The sequence below is a fragment of the Streptomyces sp. NPDC005775 genome (genome assembly GCF_042871565.1).
Lineage (GTDB): Bacteria > Actinomycetota > Actinomycetes > Streptomycetales > Streptomycetaceae > Streptomyces.
In genome coordinates, this window is the sequence record NZ_JBIAIU010000016.1 from 163,406 (window position 1) to 182,392 (window position 18,987).

General features: G+C 72.0%; 16 protein-coding genes. 7 read left to right on the forward strand and 9 right to left on the reverse strand.

Annotated features, from left to right (window positions below):
• The first annotated feature begins 139 nt into the window (after window positions 1–139).
• Complete coding sequence (locus ACFYPA_RS31375) at window positions 140–1,342, forward strand: amino acid deaminase/aldolase (protein ID WP_359316052.1); 1,203 nt, start codon at window positions 140–142, stop codon at window positions 1,340–1,342.
• A 168-nt stretch (window positions 1,343–1,510) separates the two neighbouring features.
• Here ACFYPA_RS31375 and ACFYPA_RS31380 read toward each other — a convergent pair whose 3' ends face one another.
• Window positions 1,511–2,473 (reverse strand): zinc-binding dehydrogenase, encoded by a 963-nt coding sequence (locus ACFYPA_RS31380; protein ID WP_389135696.1) that lies wholly within the window; start codon window positions 2,471–2,473, stop codon window positions 1,511–1,513.
• 234 nt (window positions 2,474–2,707) lie between these two features.
• On the opposite strand from ACFYPA_RS31380, the gene ACFYPA_RS31385 reads away from it, so the two are divergent.
• Window positions 2,708–3,307 (forward strand): TetR/AcrR family transcriptional regulator, encoded by a 600-nt coding sequence (locus ACFYPA_RS31385; RefSeq protein ID WP_389135698.1) that lies wholly within the window; start codon window positions 2,708–2,710, stop codon window positions 3,305–3,307.
• Between the two features lie 58 nt (window positions 3,308–3,365).
• Here ACFYPA_RS31385 and ACFYPA_RS31390 read toward each other — a convergent pair whose 3' ends face one another.
• Genes ACFYPA_RS31390 through ACFYPA_RS31400 form a run of 3 tightly spaced genes read right to left on the reverse strand, consistent with a single transcriptional unit; the run spans window position 3,366 to window position 6,919 of the window.
• On the reverse strand, window positions 3,366–4,172 hold the full coding sequence (locus tag ACFYPA_RS31390) for a 3-oxoacyl-ACP reductase (RefSeq protein ID WP_359084341.1): 807 nt from the start codon (window positions 4,170–4,172) through the stop codon (window positions 3,366–3,368).
• 6 nt (window positions 4,173–4,178) lie between these two features.
• Complete coding sequence (locus ACFYPA_RS31395) at window positions 4,179–5,543, reverse strand: aldehyde dehydrogenase family protein (RefSeq protein WP_389135701.1); 1,365 nt, start codon at window positions 5,541–5,543, stop codon at window positions 4,179–4,181.
• Window positions 5,544–5,551: 8 nt separating this feature from the next.
• Complete coding sequence (locus tag ACFYPA_RS31400) at window positions 5,552–6,919, reverse strand: glutamine synthetase family protein (RefSeq protein ID WP_359316037.1); 1,368 nt, start codon at window positions 6,917–6,919, stop codon at window positions 5,552–5,554.
• 114 nt (window positions 6,920–7,033) lie between these two features.
• Between ACFYPA_RS31400 and ACFYPA_RS31405 the strand changes: the two genes are divergently transcribed.
• Together ACFYPA_RS31405 and ACFYPA_RS31410 are read left to right on the forward strand one after the other, a co-directional pair.
• Window positions 7,034–7,738, forward strand: a complete 705-nt coding sequence (locus ACFYPA_RS31405) for a gamma-glutamyl-gamma-aminobutyrate hydrolase family protein (protein ID WP_359316034.1) — start codon at window positions 7,034–7,036, stop codon at window positions 7,736–7,738.
• A 217-nt stretch (window positions 7,739–7,955) separates the two neighbouring features.
• Window positions 7,956–9,020 (forward strand): class I SAM-dependent methyltransferase, encoded by a 1,065-nt coding sequence (locus ACFYPA_RS31410; RefSeq protein WP_389135705.1) that lies wholly within the window; start codon window positions 7,956–7,958, stop codon window positions 9,018–9,020.
• A 15-nt stretch (window positions 9,021–9,035) separates the two neighbouring features.
• Here the strand turns inward: ACFYPA_RS31410 and ACFYPA_RS31415 are convergent, their stop codons facing one another.
• Together ACFYPA_RS31415 and ACFYPA_RS31420 are read right to left on the reverse strand one after the other, a co-directional pair.
• Window positions 9,036–9,995 (reverse strand): aminoglycoside phosphotransferase family protein, encoded by a 960-nt coding sequence (locus ACFYPA_RS31415; RefSeq protein ID WP_359084346.1) that lies wholly within the window; start codon window positions 9,993–9,995, stop codon window positions 9,036–9,038.
• A 116-nt stretch (window positions 9,996–10,111) separates the two neighbouring features.
• The gene (locus ACFYPA_RS31420; RefSeq protein ID WP_389135708.1) at window positions 10,112–11,044 is read right to left on the reverse strand and encodes a LysR family transcriptional regulator; all 933 of its coding nucleotides are present in this window, start codon (window positions 11,042–11,044) and stop codon (window positions 10,112–10,114) included.
• Window positions 11,045–11,114: 70 nt separating this feature from the next.
• Here ACFYPA_RS31420 and ACFYPA_RS31425 point away from each other — a divergent pair, with 70 nt between their 5' ends.
• Window positions 11,115–12,263, forward strand: coding sequence for a TDT family transporter (locus ACFYPA_RS31425; RefSeq protein ID WP_389135711.1), 1,149 nt, complete (start codon window positions 11,115–11,117; stop codon window positions 12,261–12,263).
• A 40-nt stretch (window positions 12,264–12,303) separates the two neighbouring features.
• Here the strand turns inward: ACFYPA_RS31425 and ACFYPA_RS31430 are convergent, their stop codons facing one another.
• The 3 genes from ACFYPA_RS31430 to ACFYPA_RS31440 all read right to left on the reverse strand — a co-directional run bounded on the left by ACFYPA_RS31430 (window position 12,304) and on the right by ACFYPA_RS31440 (window position 16,714).
• Window positions 12,304–12,849, reverse strand: a complete 546-nt coding sequence (locus tag ACFYPA_RS31430) for a helix-turn-helix domain-containing protein (RefSeq protein ID WP_359084350.1) — start codon at window positions 12,847–12,849, stop codon at window positions 12,304–12,306.
• 171 nt (window positions 12,850–13,020) lie between these two features.
• Window positions 13,021–15,657: an ABC transporter permease/substrate binding protein gene (locus tag ACFYPA_RS31435; RefSeq protein WP_359316019.1), complete on the reverse strand. Its 2,637-nt coding sequence runs from the start codon at window positions 15,655–15,657 to the stop codon at window positions 13,021–13,023.
• The gene (locus ACFYPA_RS31440) at window positions 15,650–16,714 is read right to left on the reverse strand and encodes a glycine betaine/L-proline ABC transporter ATP-binding protein (RefSeq protein ID WP_389135715.1); all 1,065 of its coding nucleotides are present in this window, start codon (window positions 16,712–16,714) and stop codon (window positions 15,650–15,652) included. The genes ACFYPA_RS31435 and ACFYPA_RS31440 overlap by 8 nt, the downstream gene beginning before the upstream one ends.
• Before the next feature lie 319 nt (window positions 16,715–17,033).
• Between ACFYPA_RS31440 and ACFYPA_RS31445 the strand changes: the two genes are divergently transcribed.
• Both ACFYPA_RS31445 and ACFYPA_RS31450 read left to right on the forward strand, forming a co-directional pair.
• Window positions 17,034–17,942 (forward strand): 5'-3' exonuclease, encoded by a 909-nt coding sequence (locus tag ACFYPA_RS31445; protein WP_359084387.1) that lies wholly within the window; start codon window positions 17,034–17,036, stop codon window positions 17,940–17,942.
• Between the two features lie 113 nt (window positions 17,943–18,055).
• Window positions 18,056–18,898, forward strand: coding sequence for a siderophore-interacting protein (locus ACFYPA_RS31450; RefSeq protein WP_359084354.1), 843 nt, complete (start codon window positions 18,056–18,058; stop codon window positions 18,896–18,898).
• The last annotated feature ends 89 nt before the right edge of the window (window positions 18,899–18,987 follow it).

Genomic DNA, 18,987 nt, shown 5'->3' on the forward strand with positions numbered 1-18,987 from the left:
CCGGCAGGCCCGTTGCTCGCCGCGTGTCCGTCACTCTACGGGCTGGGGAGGCCGTGGTGGGAGCGGGCCGCCGCGCTCGCGGCGATCTGCGCAGAACGTCCCCCTACCCAGCGGTACAGCCGTCTGGCAAGCTGCGGCCATGACTGCCCGTGCCGCTGACCGGACCCGTTACAACCGGGCCACCGCCCATCTCGACGCCCCGATCGCCGTCGTCGATCTGGAGGCGTTCGACGCCAACGCCGACGATCTCGTACGGCGTGCGGGCGGCAAGCCGATCCGGGTGGCGAGCAAATCGGTGCGCTGCCGCGCCCTGTTGGAGCGGGTGCTGGCGCGTCCCGGGTTCGCCGGGATCATGTCGTTCACGCTCGCCGAGTCCCTGTGGCTGGCGCGGGCCGGGTTCGAGGACGTCCTGCTCGCCTATCCGTCGGCCGACCGCTCGGCCTTCGCGGAGCTGGCCGCGGACCCGAAGCTCGCCGCCGCCGTGACCGTGCTGGTGGACGACCACGCGCAGCTGGAGCTGATCGACGCGGCGCGGGCGGGGGGCACGGAGGAGATCCGGGTCTGTCTGGAGCTGGACACCTCGCTGCGGATGCTCGGCGGCCGGGTCAGGATCGGGGCCCTGCGCTCGCCCCTGCGCTCCCCCGCCCAGCTGGCGGAGCTGGCCAGGTCCGTCGCCCGGCGCCCCGGCTTCCGGCTGGTGGGGCTGATGGCGTACGAGGGGCACATCGCCGGGGTGGGTGACTCGGTCGCGGGGCGGCCGCTGCGTTCCCGGGCGATCCGGCTGATGCAGGCCTCGGCCCGCCGGGAGCTGGCGGGCCGGCGGGCCGAGGTGGTGCGGGCGGTCCGGGCCGTGACCCCCGATCTGGAGTTCGTGAACGGCGGCGGCACCGGCAGTGTGCAGCACACGGCGGCGGAGGCGGCGGTCACCGAGATCGCGGCCGGTTCCGGCCTCTACGTGCCGCGGCTGTTCGACAACTACACCTCGTTCACGGCGCGCCCGGCGGCCCTGTTCGCCCAGCCCGTGGTGCGCCGGCCGGGGGTCGGCGTGGTGACGGTGCTCGGTGGCGGCTACCCGGCGTCCGGGGCCGCGGGTGCGGACCGGCTGCCGGTCCCGTACCTGCCGGAAGGTCTGCGTTACGACCCGCAGGAGGGCCCCGGCGAGGTGCAGACCCCGCTGCTCGGCGCCCCGGCCGACGATCTGCTGATCGGCGACAAGGTGTGGTTCCGGCACGCGAAGGCCGGGGAGCTGTGCGAGCGGTTCGACGAGCTCCAGCTGATCGAGGGCGACCGGGTGACGGCGACGGTGCCGACGTACCGGGGCGAGGGCCGCACCTTCCTCTGAGCGGGCAGAGCGGGCGAGCGGCAGGTGTCGGGGGGAGACGGAGCTGCCGACGCCCGCACCGGTTGGACCGTCTGTGGGCCGCAGCCCGCGAGACCGAGGGAGCATCCCTGCCTCCCGCTCGGTCCCGTACGTCCGGCCTGCGCCTGCCCCTTCGGCGCCTGTGGAGGGTCAGGGCACCAGTACGATCCGCCCGAAGACCTCGCCCGCGTCCATCTTCCGGTGCGCCAGCACTGCTTGGTCCAGCGGCAGCAGTTCGTGCACCACCAGCTCCAGTTCACCGCGGCCTGCCGCGGCGAACTGTTCGGCGCGCACAGCATCCCGGTCGGCTGCGGTGACGGTGGCCGCACTGAACGTGGCGAAGGACAGCGACTTCTGGAACGCGGCCATCATCTTCGTGCCGATGTCCGCCGGCGGCTGACCCGCGACAGCGCCCACGACGACCATCCGGCCGTTCGGATTGAGCCGGTCGAAGAACGAGGGCAGGGACGGACCGGCGACCACGTCGATGATGACGTCGTAACCGTCGGGAGCGTCCTCCCCTCCGTCGCCGGAGCGGTCCAGTACGTGGGTTGCCCCGAGCTCGCGCAGCCGGCGGCCGCGGTCGGGCGATGAGGTGGTGACCGCTACCGCGGCGGCACCGCCGCGCGCCGCGAGTTGCACCACCATGTTCCCGATGCTGCCGGCCGCGCCGCGCACCAGAACCGTCTCCCCGGGTGCGAAGTGGGCGTGCCTCAGCCCGAAGTGGGCCACCACACCGGAGCTGCCGAGCGTCACCGCGTCGGTGGCGGACAGGTTCGCGGGCAGGGGCAGGATCTCCGCAGCCGACGCGAGGGCTTGTTCGACGTAGCCGCCGCCTGTGCCGGTGAATCCCCACACCTCGCGCCCGATCCATGACGCGTCGACGCCCTCGCCGACTGCGGCCACGGTGCCCGCCACCTCACTGCCGGGGACGTGCCCCTCCTGGAAGCCGTAAGCGGCCAGGGCCCCACTTCGTATCACCGTGTCGGCACCGCCGACGCCCACCGCCTCGGTGGCGATCAGCACCTGTCCGGCTGCGGGAACGGGGACTGGGAGGTCGATCACCGCCATACCTTCGGGAGGTCCGAACGACCGGATCGAAACTGCCTTCAACGTGCTCTCCGTTCTCTCGGTTGGGCAGAGTCGGCCACGCGCCGCGCACACCACGGCCCCCGCCACCCGGTCCAGGGGCTTCACACCGGGGGCGGGGGCCGGGAGCTGTCCGGCTGGGCCCCGGACCGGCGTGTTCTCCGTGCGGCGTCCTTTGACGGCGCCCGGCACGGCCACGAGGTCTCTGCCTCCACGACGCTAGGGGACGCCCCCGTCCGTTTAGGTAAAGTGAGAGTGATGACGGCCCGATTGCCTCACGCCCTGCGCTCCGACGCGTCGGACAACCGCGCGCGCATCCTCGGCGCGGCCCGCGCACTGTTCTCCACTCAGGGGCTGAGCGTGCCGATGCGGGAGATCGCGCGGCGTGCCGGGGTCGGGCCCGCCACCTTGTACCGTCACTTCCCGGCCAAACAGACGCTGGTCGCCGAGGCCTTCGCGGACCAGGTACGCGAATGCCGCGCCATCGTGGACCAGGGATGCGCCGACCCCGACCCCTGGCACGGCCTCTGTCTGATCATCAAGGCGATCTGCGAGCTGCACGCACGGGACCGGGGGTTCACCGAAGCCTTCATGTCGACCTTTCCGGGCGCGACGGAGGTGACCGAGGGCCGCGATTACACCGTGGGAGCGGTCAGCGAACTGGCCCACCGTGCCAAGCAGGCCGGACGTCTGCGCCCCGACTTCCTGGTACCGGACGATCTGGTTCTCATGCTGATGGCGAACCGGGGGATCCGGGCGTCCACGGCCGCCGGCCAGGCGGCGGCCTCCAGGCGGTTCGCGGGCTACGTGATCCAGGTGATGCAGGCCTCCCCACCCCACGACCCGCTGTCGCCCTGACCGCCCACGGGGCCGGGGCCCGCGCCGGGCGCGAAGCGGACGACGACGGGCCCTTCTCCTACTGCGGTGTGACGTACGCCCCCGAGATCCCCCCGTCGACGAGGAAGTCGGTGGCGTTGACGAACGAGGAGTCGTCGCTCGCCAGGAACGCGACGGCGGCCGCGATCTCGGTCGCCTCGGCGAACCGCCCGAGCGGAATGTGTACGAGCCTGCGGGCCGCGCGCTCCGGGTCCTTGGCGAAGAGCTCCTGGAGCAGCGGGGTGTTGACCGGCCCCGGGCACAGGGCGTTGACCCGGATGCCCTCGCGTGCGAACTGGACGCCCAGTTCGCGCGACATCGCCAGCACGCCGCCCTTGGAGGCGGTGTACGAGATCTGGGAGGTCGCCGCCCCCATCCTGGCGACGAAGGAGGCGGTGTTGATGATCGAGCCCCGGCCCTGGCGCCGCATGTAGGGCAGAGCCGCCCTGCAGCACAGGTAGACGGACGTGAGGTTGACGTCCTGGACGCGTTTCCACGCCTCCAGCCCGGTGGTGAGGATGGAGTCGTCGTCGGGCGGTGAGATGCCGGCGTTGTTGAAGGCGATGTCGACGGAGCCGTACGTGTCGTTCGCCGTCTCGAACAGGGCCTCGACCTGGCCGGGGTCGGTGACGTCGACCCGTACGAAGGTGCCGCCGACGGCTTCGGCGGCGGCCCGGCCGGCGGTCTCGTCGATGTCGCCGCAGACCACGTTCGCCCCTTCGGAGGCGAGGCGGTGGGCGGTGGCCAGGCCGATGCCGCTGCCGGCGCCGGTGATGACGGCACTGCGGCCGACGAGGCGGCGGCAGATGTTCCCGTTGTTCCCGTTGTTGCCGTGGTCCGTGGTCATACCGGTTCAGACCTCCGTGCTGAGGAAGACGTTCTTGGTTTCGGTGAAGGCGGCGAGGGCGTCGGGGCCCAGTTCCCGGCCGAGGCCGGACTGTTTGAACCCGCCGAACGGGGCCCAGTAGCGGACGGCGGAGTGGGAGTTGACGGAGAGGTTGCCCGCCCGGACGGCCTGGGCGACGCGCAGGGCGCGCCCCACGTCGCGGGTCCAGAGCGATCCGGCGAGGCCGTACTCGGTGGCGTTGGCGAGCCGGACGGCGTCCGCCTCGTCCTCGAAGGGCAGGACGACGGCGACCGGTCCGAAGACCTCCTCGGTGGCGACGGGCGTGTCCGCGGGCACGTCGGTGAGGACGGTCGGCGGGAACCAGAAGCCGGGGCCTTCGGGCGCGCTGCCGCGGATCGCGGCCGCGTCCTCGGGGACGTAGCCGCGCACCCGTTCCAGTTGCGTCCGCGAGATGAGGGGGCCCATCTGCGTCTTCTCGTCGGCCGGATCGCCGACCACGACGGCGGCGAGGGCCGGGGCGAGGAGTTCCAGGAAGCGGTCGTACACGGAGCGTTGCACGAGGATCCGGGTGCGGGCGCAGCAGTCCTGGCCGGCGTTGTCCAGGAAGGACAGGGGGGCGGCGGCCGCGGCGGCTTCGAGGTCGGCGTCGGCGAAGACGAGGTTGGGGCTCTTGCCGCCGAGTTCGAGGGTGATCCGCTTCACGCGCTCGGCGCACTTGGCCATGATCTGTTTGCCGACCCGGGTGGAGCCCGTGAAGACGATCTTGGCGACTCCGGGGTGCTCGACGAGGGCGTTGCCCGCCTCGTCACCCGCGCCGGGCAGTACCTGGAAGAGGTGTTCGGGGAGGCCCGCCTCCAGGGCGAGTGCGGCGAGGCGGAGGGCGGTCAGCGGGGTGGTCTCGGCGGGTTTCAGCAGGACGGCGTTGCCCGCGGCGAGGGCGGGGGCCGTCCCCCAGGCGGCGATCGGCAGGGGGAAGTTCCACGGTGCGATCACCCCGATGACGCCGAGGGGTTCGAGCAGGGTGATGTCGATGCCGCCGGGAACGGGGATCTGCCGGCCGCTCAGCCGCTCCACTCCCCCGGCGGCGAAGTCGAGCAGATCGCGGACGTTGCCCGCCTCCCAGCGCGCGTTGCCGATCGTGTGCCCGGCCTCCCGGACCTCGAGGCGGGCGAGCTCCTCGATGCGGGAGTCGACGACGACGGCGAAGCGGCGCAGCAGCCGGGCCCGGTCGGCGGGGGCGAGCGCCGCCCAGGCCCGCTGGGCGGCGGCGGCGCGGGCGACGGCGGTGTGCACCTCGGCCGCCGTGGTGGCGGGGACGGTGGCGAGGAGTTCCTCCGTCGCCGGGTTCAGTACCTGGTGCTCACGGGTCACGAGGGTCCTCACAGGCGTTCGAAGGAGCGTCGGAGCTCCCAGTCGGTCACCGCTGCGTCGAAGGCGTCGAGTTCGACGCGTGCCATGTTGCGGTAGTGCGCGACGACTTCGTCGCCGAAGGCCTCGCGGGCGATGTCGCTGTGCTCCCAGAGCCCGGCCGCCTCGCGCAGGGTGGTGGGGACGTGGTCGTACGCGGCGGCGTAGGCGTTGCCCTCGCACGGCTCGGGGAGTTCGAGCGCGTGCTCGATGCCGTACAGGCCCGCGGCGACGAGTGCGGCGACGGCGAGGTACGGGTTGACGTCGCCGCCGGGGAGGCGGTTCTCCAGGCGCAGGGACTGGCCGTGGCCGACGACGCGCAGGGCGCAGGTGCGGTTGTCGTGACCCCAGGCGACGGCGGTCGGGGCGAAGGAGCCGGGCTGGAAGCGCTTGTAGGAGTTGATGTTCGGCGCGTACAGGAGGGAGAAGTCGCGCAGGGCGGCGAGCTGGCCGGCCAGGAAGTGGCGCATCACCGGGGACATGGTGCCGTCGGTGTCCGCCATGACGCTGCGGCCGGGTTCGCCCGTGGAGCGGAGCGAGAGGTGGATGTGGCAGGAGTTGCCCTCGCGCTCGTTGAACTTGGCCATGAAGGTGAGCGCGACGCCCTCCTGCGCGGCGATCTCCTTGGCGCCCGTCTTGTAGACGGCGTGCTGGTCGCAGGTGACCAGGGCCTCGTCGTAACGGAACACGATCTCGTGCTGGCCGGGGTTGCACTCGCCCTTGGCGGACTCGACGGTGAGGCCGGCGCCCGCCATCTGGTTGCGGATGCGGCGCAGCAGCGGCTCGACGCGGCCGGTGCCGAGGACCGAGTAGTCGACGTTGTACTGGTTGACCGGGGTCAGGTCGCGGTAGCCGCGGTCCCAGGCCTGTTCGTAGGTGTCCTTGAAGACGATGAACTCGAGCTCGGTACCCACGTGGGCGGTGTAGCCGTGCTCGGCGAGGCGCTCCAGCTGGTGGCGCAGGATCTGGCGGGGGGCGGCGGTGACGGGTGAGCCGTCGGCCCAGCTGAGGTCGGCGGTGACCATGGCGGTGGCCTCGTGCCAGGGCACCCGGCGCAGGGTGGAGAGGTCGGGGTGCATGGCGAAGTCGCCGTAGCCGCGGTCCCAGGAGGACATGGCGTAGCCGTCGACGGTGTTCATGTCGGTGTCGACGGCGAGGAGGTAGTTGCAGCCCTCGGTGCCGTGAGCCACGACCTCGTCGAGGAAGAAGGCGGCGGCGAAGCGTTTGCCCTGGAGGCGCCCCTGCATGTCGGGGAAGGCCAGGACCACGGTGTCGATCTCACCGCTGTCGACGAGGAGGCGGAGTTCCTCGACGGCGAGCGGGGCTGTTCGGTCGGACACGGGTGGTTCCTCTCCTCGCGGGCCGACGGATGATCCAAATTTATGGGCAGGGCAAGGGATTTGGATACGGTGCCGGTTCGTTCCGCGTGCCGTGCGAGTGAAGTGAGGCGTTGGATGAACCGTCCGCTGATCGGGATCAGTACCTACCTGGAGGCGTCGGCGCGCTGGCGTGTCTGGGATCTGCCGGCCACGCTGCTGCCCGCCGGTTACGCCCGGCTGGTGAGGGAGGCCGGTGGGGTGGCCGTGCTGCTGCCGCCGGACGCGCCGGAGCTCGCGGCGTCCGTGGTGGCCCGGCTCGACGCGGTGGTGGTGGCGGGCGGGCCGGATGTGGATCCCGCCCGGTACGGGGCGGAGCGCGACCCGCGGACCGGGCCGCCCGCACCGGAGCGGGACGGCTGGGAGGCGGCGCTGATCGGGGCGGCGCTGGAGTCCGGCACACCGCTGCTCGGGATCTGCCGCGGGATGCAGCTGCTGAACGTGGCGCTCGGCGGCACCCTGACGCAGCATCTGGACGGGCACGCGGGGCCGGACGGGGCGACGGGGGTGTTCGGCGCGCACGTGGTGACGCCGGTGCCCGGTACGCGTTACGCCTCCGTGGTGTCCGGCCCCTGCGACGTACCGACGTACCACCACCAGGCCGTGGACCGCCTCGGCGCCGGCCTGGTGGCCTCGGCGCACGCGGCGGACGGCACGGTGGAGGCGGTCGAGCTGCCGGGGCCGGGGTGGGTGCTCGGGGTGCAGTGGCATCCGGAGATGGGTGACGACGTGCGGGTGATGCGGGCGCTGGTGGCGGCCTCGGCGGCCGTGCGGGGGCGGTGACCGAGGCGTCGGTGGCGGTGCGGGGGCGGTGACCGCCGTCCGCGTTCGGTGGTCCCGCGGCGGGCGCCGCTGTCCCGGGCGGACGCCGGCGCCCCGGCGGCGTAGCGTGGCGGGCAGGAGAGTATCCGTCGCCGTCCCGTCGGGCCGCCCGCCGTGAGCGCGGCCGGCCGGCTGTCCCCGCCTCCCTCCCCGTGGCCCGACGGCGAGAGGAGGAGCGATGTCTGTCGCGACACCGGACGCGGTGAAGCAGGAAGTGTTCGCGGGCCGCATGGTTCAGGTGGTGAACGACACCGGCCTGGGTCTGATGGCGGGTCTGGGTCACCAGAGCGGCCTGTTCGACACGATGGCCGGCATGTCACCGGCCACGAGTGCGGAGATCGCGGGGGCCGCCGGGCTGAACGAGCGTTACGTCCGGGAGTGGCTGGGCGCGATGGTCGTCGGCGGCATCGTCGACTACGAGCCGGAGCAGGCCACGTACGCGCTGCCGCCCGAACACGCCGCCTCGCTCACGCGGGCGGCCGGGCCCGGCAACCTGGCCCGGATCGCGCAGGACTTCGGCATGATGGGTGAGGTCGAACAACAGGTGCTGGAGGCGTTCCGTACCGGGGACGGGCTGCCGTACTCGGCCTATCCGCGGTTCCAGAGCCTTCAGGCGGAGGAGTCCGGCGAGGTCTTCGACCTGGCTCTGGTGAACGGGATCGTCCCGCTGGTACCCGGCCTCACGGAGCGGTTGCGTAGGGGCATCGAGGTGCTCGACATCGGTACCGGCCACGGCCGTGCGGTCAACGTCCTGGCCCGGGCCTTTCCGGCGAGCCGCTTCCAGGGGCTCGACATGTCCGAGGAGGGCATCGCCGCCGCCCGGGCCGAGACAGCGGCGCTGGGGCTGGCCAACACCGCCTTCGACATCGGCGACTGCGCCGAGCTCGACGGCTCCTACGACCTGATCACGGCGTTCGACGTCATCCACGACCTCGCCCGGCCGGCGCGCACGCTGGCCTGCGTCGCCGCCGCCCTGTCCGAGGACGGCGTGTTCCTGATGGGGGACATCGCTGCGTCCAGCCGTCTTGAGGAGAACATCGACCACCCGCTGGGCCCGGCCCTCTACACGTTCTCGGTGTTCTACTGCATGAGCGTCTCGCTGGGCGAGGGCGGTGAGGGGCTTGGTGCCGTCTGGGGTGAGCAGAGGGCCCGGAAGATGCTCGGTGAGGCCGGGTTCGGCCGGATCGACACCCAGCGGGTCGAGGGCGACATCCTGAACGTGTATTACGTGGCGCGGCGCTGAGCCGTGTCCCCGCGGTCAGCCGTCGAGCCCGTGGCCGGCCCGGCGTCGCAGCCAGTCCAGCGCGGCCGCTCCCTGCGCCGCCTGGAACGCCCTGAGCGTCGGCAGGCCCGGCGGGTCCGGGCACAGCGAGTGCGCGACGAAGTAGCCGGCCAGCGCGGCGAGTACGGCGGTGACCCCGGCGGGGTCGGCGTCCCGGCCGAGCGGGTGGGCGGTGAAGACGGCTTCCGGGTCGGGGCCGCCCTGGGCCGCGACGCACGGCAGCATCGTCAGCAGGTCGAACCAGGGCGCCGCGAGCAGCGCGTGGGGCCAGTCGACGAAGACGACTCGGTCCTCGGTGAGCAGGATGTTGTCGGCTCGCAGGTCACCGTGGGCGAGGCTGTCCCCGGAGGCGGGCACGGCCCAGCCGGACTCCAGCTCCGCGAGTGCGCCGAGCCGGCGGGCCGCCCAGGGGTGCAGCCGCGTGGTGTCGCCGGCCGCGTGCAGGGTGCGCCAGCCGGTGAACATCGTGGTCTTGCCGACGGCGGCGGGCGGTGCCTCGACCGGGGCCGGGGTGAGGGTGCGGGACAGGTCACCGACCGCCGCCAGGACGCGGTCCAGCTCGGCCGGCTCCCAGGGGACGCGGGGCTGGTGGCCGTCGATGTCCTCCAGGACGAGGGCGACGCAGGTGCCGTCGTCGTACGAGCCGAGCAGCTTCGGTACGGGGGCGTGCGGCGGGAGCGCCGCGGTGTTCCGGGCTTCGGCGCGGTGCTGGTCCGGGCTGTCGGGGTTGACCTCGGCGCTCACTGCCTTCACGAAGGCGCGCCCGCCGTCCGCGAGCCGGACCCGGGCGGCGACACCCGGCGAGAAGCCGCCGCTCTGGGTGCGGGCCTCGACGACCGGCGCGCCCAGGATGTCCTGGACGGCGTCGCGTACGGCGGCGGGCAGGTCGGCCCAGTGGTGGCGGAGGCCGGTGGCGGGCGGTGCGGTCACGGTCATGCGGCCATCCTTCCCACTCGCCGGGCGGGCGGGCCAGCGGATTTACGCGGGCGCGGCCGACAGCCCCTCAGTCCCCGGCGGGCCTGCGGATTCGCGGGGCCGCGGCCGGCAGCCCCTCAGTCGCCGGGCGGGCTCGACCGCGTCAGGGAGAGCAGGTCGCGGGCCGGGCCCGTGGGCCGGTGGCCCGCGGGCCAGACGGCGCGGAGCTGGCGGCGCAGGCGGACCCCGGCGATCGGGACCTTGACCAGGCGGCGGGCGGAGAGTTCCTCGCCGAGGGCCAGTTCGCTCAGGACGCAGGGCCCGGCGCCGCTCTCCGCCGCGCCCTTCACCGCCGTGGTGGAGGAGAGCTCCAGGAGCGGCTGGGCCAGGCCGCCGTGCACGGCGAGAGCGGCGTCCAGGACCTGGCGGGTGCCGGAGCCGTGCTCGCGCAGGATCAGCGGCGTCTCGGCCAGCTCCCGCGGGGTCAGCGGGGTGCGGCGGCGGGCCCAGCCGTGCGAGGGGCCGACCACGACGACGAGGCGGTCGTGCGCGATCACCGTGCCGTCGAGGCCCTCCGGCACGGACAGCCCCTCGACGAAGCCGAGATCCGCCTCGCCCGTCAGCAGGCGCTGCGCGACCACCGCGGAGTTGCCGGCGAGCAGCGACACCGCGGTGTCGGGCCGTTCGCCCCGCAGCGCTATCAGCCAGCCCGGCAGCAGGTATTCGGCGATGGTCATGGACGCGGCGACCCGCAGCCGGGAGTCGCGGCGGTCCCGCAGTGCCTGGGCGCCCGCGTCGAACGCCTCGGCGGCCTCGACGACCCGGCGTGCCCAGTCGGTGACGAGCGCACCCGCGTCCGTGAGGCGCGAGCCTCGGGGCGAGCGGTCGAGGAGGGCGAGGCCGAGTTGCCGTTCCATCGTGCGGATGCGGCTGCTGGCTGCGGGCTGGGTGATGCCCACGTCACGGGCGGCCCGTCCGAGACTCCCGTGCCGGGCGACGGCCAGGAGCAGCTCCAGCGCGCCGAGGTCGGGTACCCGGTGGGAGAGGAGTGCGGGCGCTTCGCTGGTCATAAGCCCACCTTATGACCTCATAGGCCGGGACTCCCTGGTGGGGGACGATCCGGAAGCCGAGAATCATGGCATGGCCATCTTTCCGCAGATCCGCACCGCTCCCCCGTACTCCGCCGCCGCCCGGCGGCCGGCGCTGCGGCACTTCGGCCCCAACTGGTACGCCACCGTCATGGGCACGTCGATCGTGGCGAGTGCGGGCGTCGCGCTCCCTGTGCACGTCCCCGGGCTGCGGGCTGCCTGCGCGACGGTGTGGGTGCTCTCCGCGGTCCTGCTCGCCGCCGTGCTGACGGCCCGGGCCGGGCACTGGGCCGCCCACCGCGACCAGGCCCGTGCGCATCTGCACGATCCCGCGGTCGCGCCGTTCTACGGCTGCCTCTCGATGGCCCTGCTGGCCGTCGGCGGGTCGGGGATGGTGGTGGGCCGGGACGTGATCGGCTCACAGGCGGCCCTGGCACTGGACGTGGCGCTGTTCACCGCCGGCACGCTGACCGGGCTGGCCGCCGCCGTGGCGATCCCGTATCTGATGATCGTCCGCCACCGGACGGAGCCGGGCACCGCGTCCCCCGTGTGGCTGCTGCCGGTGGTGGCGCCGATGGTGTCGGCCGCGCTCGGCCCTCTGCTGGTGCCGGAGCTGCCCGAGGGGCAGTGGCGGGAGGCGCTGCTGCTCGCCTGCTACGCGATGTTCGGGCTGAGTCTGCTGGCGACGCTGGTGATGCTGCCGCTGATCTTCGCCCGCCTCGTCCACCGGGGTCCGCTGCCGCTCGTGCTGACGCCCACCCTTTTCCTGGTGCTCGGCCCGCTGGGCCAGTCGACGACCGCGGTCAACGCGCTGGCCGATGTGGCGCCGGGTGCGATCCAGGCTCCGTACGCCTCCGCACTCGGTGCGTTCGCGGTGCTGTACGGGGTGCCGGTCATGGGGTTCGCCCTGCTGTGGCTGGCCCTGTCGGTCGCCCTGGTGGTGCGGGCGGCGCGGGGCGGGATGACGTTCGCCATGACGTGGTGGGGCTTCACCTTCCCCGTCGGTACGTGTGTGACGGGGGCCGCCGGTCTGGCCCGGCACACCGGTCTGACGGCGTTCACCTGGCTGGCCGTCGCCCTCTACGTGCTGCTGGTGACGGCCTGGGCGGTGGCCGGCGCACGCACGGTGCGCGGGCTGCTCAGTGGGGTGCTGCTCGCGGCCCCGCACAAGCCCGCGCCGACGGCCGCCCCCGCCGCCTGAGCGACGCCGCGCAGGAGGGGCGCCTCGCGGGTGGCGCGCCTCAGCGCCGCGGGTCGAACGTGGCGTCGATGTGCTCGGCGACCGCGACGAACAGCAGGCGGGTGCCGGGTACGGTGGCCCGCCAGCGGTGGCGCACCCCGCCGGAGAGGAACAGCGTGTCGCCGCGCTCCAGCCGGTAGGCCTGCCCCTCCGCCTCCACCTCGGCCGCGCCCTCCGCGACGTACATCACCTCGTCGTTGCGGTGCTGGAACTCGCGGCCGAGGTCGATCTCCCCGGTGAATTCGAGGGCACTGAGCTGATGGCGGCCGCGCACCACCCTGCGTACGCCGTCCTCCTGCCCGCCGCGCACCACGTCGACCGCGCGTGCGGAGTCCGCGGCGGCCCGCAGACGTGCGGTGGTGGTCTCCAGGGCGTCGGCGACCCGGTCCAGGGACCGGGCGCTGGGTCTGGCCCGTTCGTTCTCGATCTGGCTGAGGAACGGTACGGACAGGCCGCTGCGTGCGGCGACCGCGGCCAGGGTGAGTCCCAGGGATCTGCGCTGTCGGCGGACCGCGGCGCCCACCCGGAGTGTTTCCTTGTCGTCCATGTCCGGCTCCCTCCCGAGTCGCCATCCTTCCGGCTGCGAGCACCTTACGCACTCCGTTGCGCGAGGTCGGCCGGGAAAGAGTCGTCCGGACAGCCGGAAAGGGGTGGGCCCCGCCGTCGGCGGGGCCCACCCCTTCGTTGCCGCGGCCCCTGGTGGGGGCCGCCGGCGCCGTTACCGCTGGGGCGCCATCTTGTCCGCGATGCCCGGGTTCTTGTCCATCCAGGCCTTCACGGCTTCCTCCTCGTGACCCGCGCCGCGCTTCTGGATCTGGTTCTCCAGACCGGCGAGCTGGTCCTCGCTGAGCTTGAAGTCCTTGAACCACTTGGTCAGCTGCGGGTAGTTCCGCGGAAACTCCTTGGAGGCGATGGTGTGCAGCCGGTCGCCGTCACCGAAAGCCTTCTTCGGGTCCTGGAGCTTGGTCATCTTGTACTCGCTGTACGCCCAGTGCGGGGTCCACAGCACGACGGCGATGGGCTCCTTCTTGGCGTACGCGCGCTTCAGCTCGGCCAGCATGGCCGGCGTCGAGCCGTCGACGACCTTGTACTCCTTGTCCAGGCCGTAGCCCGGCAGCACGTTCTTCTTCAGGTTCTCCATCGTGGCGGTACCCGGTTCGATGCCGACGATCCGGCCCTTGAACTCCGAGCCCTTGCCCTTCAGGTCCGCCAGGGACTTCACGTCCTTGACGTAGTCGGGCACCGCGATCTCGATGGAGGTCGGGCCGTACCACGAGCCGATGTCGGTCAGCTTGGGGCCGTACTTGTCCCAGTAGTTCTTCTGGGTGTACGGCAGCCAGCCGTCGAACTGCACGTCGATCTGGCCGCGGGACATCGCGGCGTACATCGGCCCGACCTCGAACTGCTTGAGGTTGATCTTGTAACCGCGGTCCTCCAGGACGGCCTTCCACAGGTACGTGGCGGCGATGTCCTCCTCCCAGGGGAACCAGGCCATCTCGACGGCGCGGTCGCGCTCGTCCTTGCCGTTGGCACCCTTGGAGGTGGCGGCCTTCTTGACCGGGGTCCACTTGTCGGCGACGCCCGGGTTGGCTTTCAGCCACGTCCGGACGGCCTCCTGCTCCTTGCCGGAGCCGCTCTTCTGGATCTGCGCCTCAAGACTGGTGAGCTGGTCCTCGGTCATCTTGAAGTTCTTGAGCCAGTTGCCGACCTCGGGGTTGTCGGCCGCGAAACCCTTGCGGGTCAGCGTGTGGATGCCGTCGCCCTTGCCCCAGAGGTTCTTGGGGTCCTTGAGCTTGGTGAGGTCGTACTGGTTGTAGGCCCAGTGCGGCGACCAGAGAGGAACGACGATCGGTTCCTTCTTGGCGTACGCGCGCTTCAGCTCGGCCAGCATGGCCGGGGTGGAGCCGTCGACGACCTTGTACTCCTTGTCCAGGCCGTAGCCCGGCAGGATCTTGTCCTTGAGCAGGCCCATCTCACCGGCGCTCGGCTCGATGCCGACGATCCGGCCCTTGAAGTCGGACGCCTTGCCCTTCAGGTCGTCGAGGGAGTCGACGCCCTTCATGTACGAGGGAACGGCGAGCTCCAGGGAGGTCGGTCCGTACCAGGAGCCCATGTCCTCCAGGCGGTCCTTGTACTTCTTCCAGTACGACGCGTGGGTGACCGGAAGCCAGGAGTCGGTCTCGAAGTCGATCTGGCCGCCCGCCATGCCCGTGTAGAGGGCGCCGGCTTCGTACTGCTTGACGTCGACCTCGAAGCCGCGCTGCTCCAGCATCTCCTTCCAGAGGAAGGTGGAGGCGATGCCTTCGTCCCACGGGATGTAGCCCATGCTGATCTTCTTGCCGGCCCCGATGTTCTTGGGGTCGGAGGCCGCGGTGCTGTCCTTGTCCGAGGAACCGAACATGCCCATGCCGCCGGCGACGAGGGCGAGGACCACGATGCCGACCAGGGCGACGACGGGCTGCGGGCGGTAGTTCCACACCTTCAGCCCACCGGTCACCGCCTGCGCCTTGGCGAGCGCGCGGCGGGCGAGCGGGGAGACCTCGCGGCCCAGGGCGCTGGTCATGCGGTCCAGGTACATCGCCAGGACGACGATGGAGACGCCGGCCTCGAAACCGAGGCCCACGTCGACGTTGCCGATGGCGCGGTAGACGGAGCCGCCGAGGCCGCCGCCGCCGACCATGCCGGCGATGACCACCATGGACAGGCCCAGCATGATGACCTGGTTGATGCCCGCCATGATCGTGGGCAGCGCCAGCGGCAGCTGCACCCGCAGCAGGGTGTTGCGCGAGGTGGTGCCGAAGGCCTCGGCCGCCTCGACGAGTTCACCGTCGACCTGGCGGATGCCGAGCTCGGTCATCCGGACGCCCGGGGGCAGCGCGAAGATGATGGTGGCGATGATCCCGGGGACCACTCCGACGCCGAAGAAGATGACGCCGGGGATCAGGTAGACCATGGCGGGCATGGTCTGCATGAAGTCGAGGACCGGCCGGGTCACCGCGCTGACGGTCTTCGAGCGGGACGCCCAGATGCCCAGCGGTATCGCCAGGACCAGCGTCACGATGGTCGCGACGAGCACCAGGGTCAGGGTGTCCATCGCTTCGTCCCACAACTCGACGGAGTCGATGAGGGCGAAGCCGACGAACGCGAGCACACCGGCGAGCAGGCCGCGCAGCCACCAGGCGATGACGGCGACGATGCCCGCGAAGAGCAGGGGGGCGGGGGCGGAGAGAACGGTGGCGATGCCGTCGAACATGCCGCTCACGACGGAGCTGATGGCGTCGAAGAGCCAGGCCAGGTGGGTCTGGAGCCAGTCGACGGCGGAATCGACCCAGTCGCCGAGGTGGAGCCTAAACACTGGCCACCTTCTTCAGCGTGGTCTGGGCGTCCGCGGGAGCCTCGGCGGGAGTCATCGGCTCGCCGAGCACGGCGAGCAGCCGGGCTCGCGGCACGACGCCGACGAGCTTGCCCTTGTCGTCGGTCACGGCGACCGCGACCCCGCTCTGCGAGCAGGGGGTGAACAGCTCGATGATCGGGGTGGACTCGGCGACGGTGGCCGGGGCCTCCCTCAGGACGTCGGCGGGCGTACGCAGTTCCCTGCCGTCGTCCGTCCTGGTGCCCATCACGGTGTGCGGCTCGGCCATGATGGCGCCCGCGGTCAGCACCCGGGAGCGGTCGACGTCCTGGGTGAAGGAGGCGACGTAGTCGTTGGCCGGGGTGACGAGGATGTCCTCGGCGGTGCCGAGCTGGACTATCTCGCCGTCGCGCATCACCGCGATGCGGTCGCCGAGGCGCATGGCCTCGTTGAGGTCGTGGGTGATGAAGACGATGGTCTTCTTCAGCCGCTTCTGCAGTTCCAGGAGCTGGTCCTGCATGTCGCGCCGGATCAGCGGGTCGAGCGCGCTGAAGGACTCGTCCATGAGGAGCAGGTCGGCGTCGGTGGCGAGCGCGCGGGCGAGGCCCACGCGCTGCTGCATGCCGCCGGACAGCTCGTCGGGCCAGGACTCCTCCCAGCCGGCGAGGCCGGTCATCTCCAGCGCCTCCGTGGCGCGGCGGTTGCGCTCGGCGCGCGGCACGCCCTGCACCTCGAGGCCGTAGCCGGCGTTCTCCAGAACGCTCCGGTGGGGGAAGAGCGCGAAGTGCTGGAACACCATGCTGATCTTGGTGGAGCGCACGTGGCGCAGCTCGGCGGGGCTCAGGGCGGTCAGGTCCTGGCCGTCGAAGAGCACCTGGCCGGCCGTGGGCTCCAGCAGCCCGTTGAGCATGCGCAGCAACGTGGACTTGCCGGATCCGGACAGGCCCATCACTACGAAGATCTGGCCCGGTTCCACGGTGAACGATGCGTCAATCACCGCTGCGGTCGTTCCGTCGGCGCGCAGCTCGTCGCGGTCCGTGCCGCTCTCGAGCTTCTGCACGGCTTGATCGGGTCGTCTGCCGAACACTTTGTACAAGTGCTCGGCTTGCAGCCTTGACACATACACCTCACGCGTTGAACCGAAAACGGTCTGCCACCCCCGCCGGCAGACCGTGGAGCGGTGCGGATTCGGTCCGCATGGCACGTGCACTAGTTGAAAATGCGACGTGGTTCGCTCCGATGGCGCGCCTGCCCCCGCTTACACGAAGCAAACGCAAGAGTGACCCAGCTCACAGAAGAGTGCCTCCGGGGCGGGAACCGCGTCCGCGGCGGCCACTGTCGGTGGGGTGCGGCATCATCGGGGTGTGACGCGACGCCTGATGCTCCTCGACACCGCCTCCCTCTACTTCCGCGCCTACTTCGGGGTGCCCGACTCGGTGCGCGCGCCGGACGGGACACCGGTCAACGCCGTGCGCGGACTCCTCGACTTCATCGGCCGGCTGGTGCAGGACCACCGACCGGACGATCTGGTCGCCTGCTGGGACGCGGACTGGCGGCCGCAGTGGCGGGTGGACCTGATCCCCTCGTACAAGGCGCACCGCGTCGCGGTGGAGACGGGCGCCGGCCTGCCCGACGAGGAGGAGACACCCGACACGCTCGCCCCGCAGGTGCCGATTATCGCGGCCGTCCTCGACGCGCTGGGCATCGCCCGGGTCGGCGTCGCGGGGTACGAGGCCGACGACGTGATCGGCACGCTGACCGGCCTGGCGACCGGCCCGGTCGACATCGTCACCGGCGACCGCGACCTCTACCAGCTGGTGGACGACGCCCGCGAGGTGCGGGTGCTCTACCCGCTGAAGGGCGTCGGCACCCTCCAGATGACGGACGAGGCCTGGCTCCGCGAGAAGTACGGGGTGGCCGGCTCCGGCTACGTCGATCTGGCGCTGCTGCGCGGCGACCCGAGCGACGGGCTCCCGGGCGTTCCCGGCATCGGCGAGAAGACCGCGGCGAAACTGCTGGACGCGTTCGGCGACCTGGCCGGGATCATGGCCGCGGTCGATGATCCGGCCGCGAAGCTGACACCCTCGCAGCGCAAGCGGCTCGACGAGGCCCGTGACTACGTGGCCGTCGCGCCGACCGTCGTCCGGGTCGCCGGTGACGTACCCCTGCCGGAATTCGACCCCGCACTGCCGTCCGAACCACGCGATCCGGCGACGCTCGAAGCACTCGCGGACCAGTGGGGACTGGGCGGGGCCCTGCAGCGCCTGCTCTCCGTCCTTGACGCCTGAGCGGTCCACCGCCTCCACACCGTCCATGCGAGGTGTTAGCTTAGGTAACCCTAAGACCGATGGTCGCGAGTAGCGGGCCACCGGTCCGGTATCCGGAGCAGGGAGACAATCTCGTGGCAGAACGACCGGCGCGGCGGGCACCCAAGGCGCAGGGTGCGCAGGTCCTGCGCACCGAGCAGATCACCCCGCACATGATCCGGGTGGTGCTCGGTGGTGACGGTCTCGCCGACTTCACGCTGTCCGGCTTCACCGACCACTACGTCAAGCTGTGCTTCGCCCCCGAGGGCGCCGACTACGCGCACCCCTTCGACATGGCCCGCATCCGCGAGGAGTTCCCGCGCGAGCTCTGGCCCACGACCCGTACGTACACGGTGCGTTCCTGGGACCCGGACAGCCGGGAGCTGGCGATCGACTTCGTGGTGCACGGCGACGAGGGCCTCGCCGGCCCGTGGGCGGCCCGCGCGGCAGCGGGTGACCAGGTGACCTTCCTGGGCCCCGGCGGCGGTTACGCCCCCGACGCCTCGGCCGGCTGGCACCTTCTGGTGGCCGACGAGAGCGCGCTGCCCGCCGTGGCCGCGGCGTTGGAGCAGATGCCCGCGGGCACGGTGGCCCACGCCTTCATCGAGGTCGCCGACGCCTCGGAGGAGCAGAAGATCGCGTCGCCGGACAGCGTCGAGGTCACCTGGCTGCACCGGGGCGATCGTCCGGTGGGCGAGGCGCTCACCGCCGCGGTGAAGGAGCTGGAGTTCCCCGCGGGCGACGTCCAGGCGTTCGTCCACGGCGAGGCCGGCTTCGTCAAGGAGATCCGCCGCCACCTGAGGCTCGACCGCGGGATTCCGCTGCCGCAGCTGTCGATCTCCGGCTACTGGCGGCTCGGCCAGAACGACGACACCTGGCGCTCCGTCAAGCGCGAGTGGAACGAGCAGGTGGAGCGCGAGCAGGAGAACGCCGCGTAGTCCCTGCCGACGAAACGCCCTGTGCCCCGGTCCGTGGACCGGGGCACAGTCGCGATCCCGTTCGCGCCGCCGGCGCCGTTGGGGCGCCA

Coding starts and splice junctions, on each gene's coding strand:
- ACFYPA_RS31420 (WP_389135708.1), bottom strand. CDS start 11,044: ATGACCAGCGAAGCGCCCGCACTCCTCTCCCACCGGGTACCCGACCTC.
- ACFYPA_RS31425 (WP_389135711.1), top strand. CDS start 11,115: ATGGCCATCTTTCCGCAGATCCGCACCGCTCCCCCGTACTCCGCCGCC.
- ACFYPA_RS31445 (WP_359084387.1), top strand. CDS start 17,034: ATGCTCCTCGACACCGCCTCCCTCTACTTCCGCGCCTACTTCGGGGTG.
- ACFYPA_RS31405 (WP_359316034.1), top strand. CDS start 7,034: ATGAACCGTCCGCTGATCGGGATCAGTACCTACCTGGAGGCGTCGGCG.
- ACFYPA_RS31375 (WP_359316052.1), top strand. CDS start 140: ATGACTGCCCGTGCCGCTGACCGGACCCGTTACAACCGGGCCACCGCC.
- ACFYPA_RS31415 (WP_359084346.1), bottom strand. CDS start 9,995: ATGACCGTGACCGCACCGCCCGCCACCGGCCTCCGCCACCACTGGGCC.
- ACFYPA_RS31430 (WP_359084350.1), bottom strand. CDS start 12,849: ATGGACGACAAGGAAACACTCCGGGTGGGCGCCGCGGTCCGCCGACAG.
- ACFYPA_RS31410 (WP_389135705.1), top strand. CDS start 7,956: ATGTCTGTCGCGACACCGGACGCGGTGAAGCAGGAAGTGTTCGCGGGC.
- ACFYPA_RS31390 (WP_359084341.1), bottom strand. CDS start 4,172: ATGACCACGGACCACGGCAACAACGGGAACAACGGGAACATCTGCCGC.
- ACFYPA_RS31385 (WP_389135698.1), top strand. CDS start 2,708: ATGACGGCCCGATTGCCTCACGCCCTGCGCTCCGACGCGTCGGACAAC.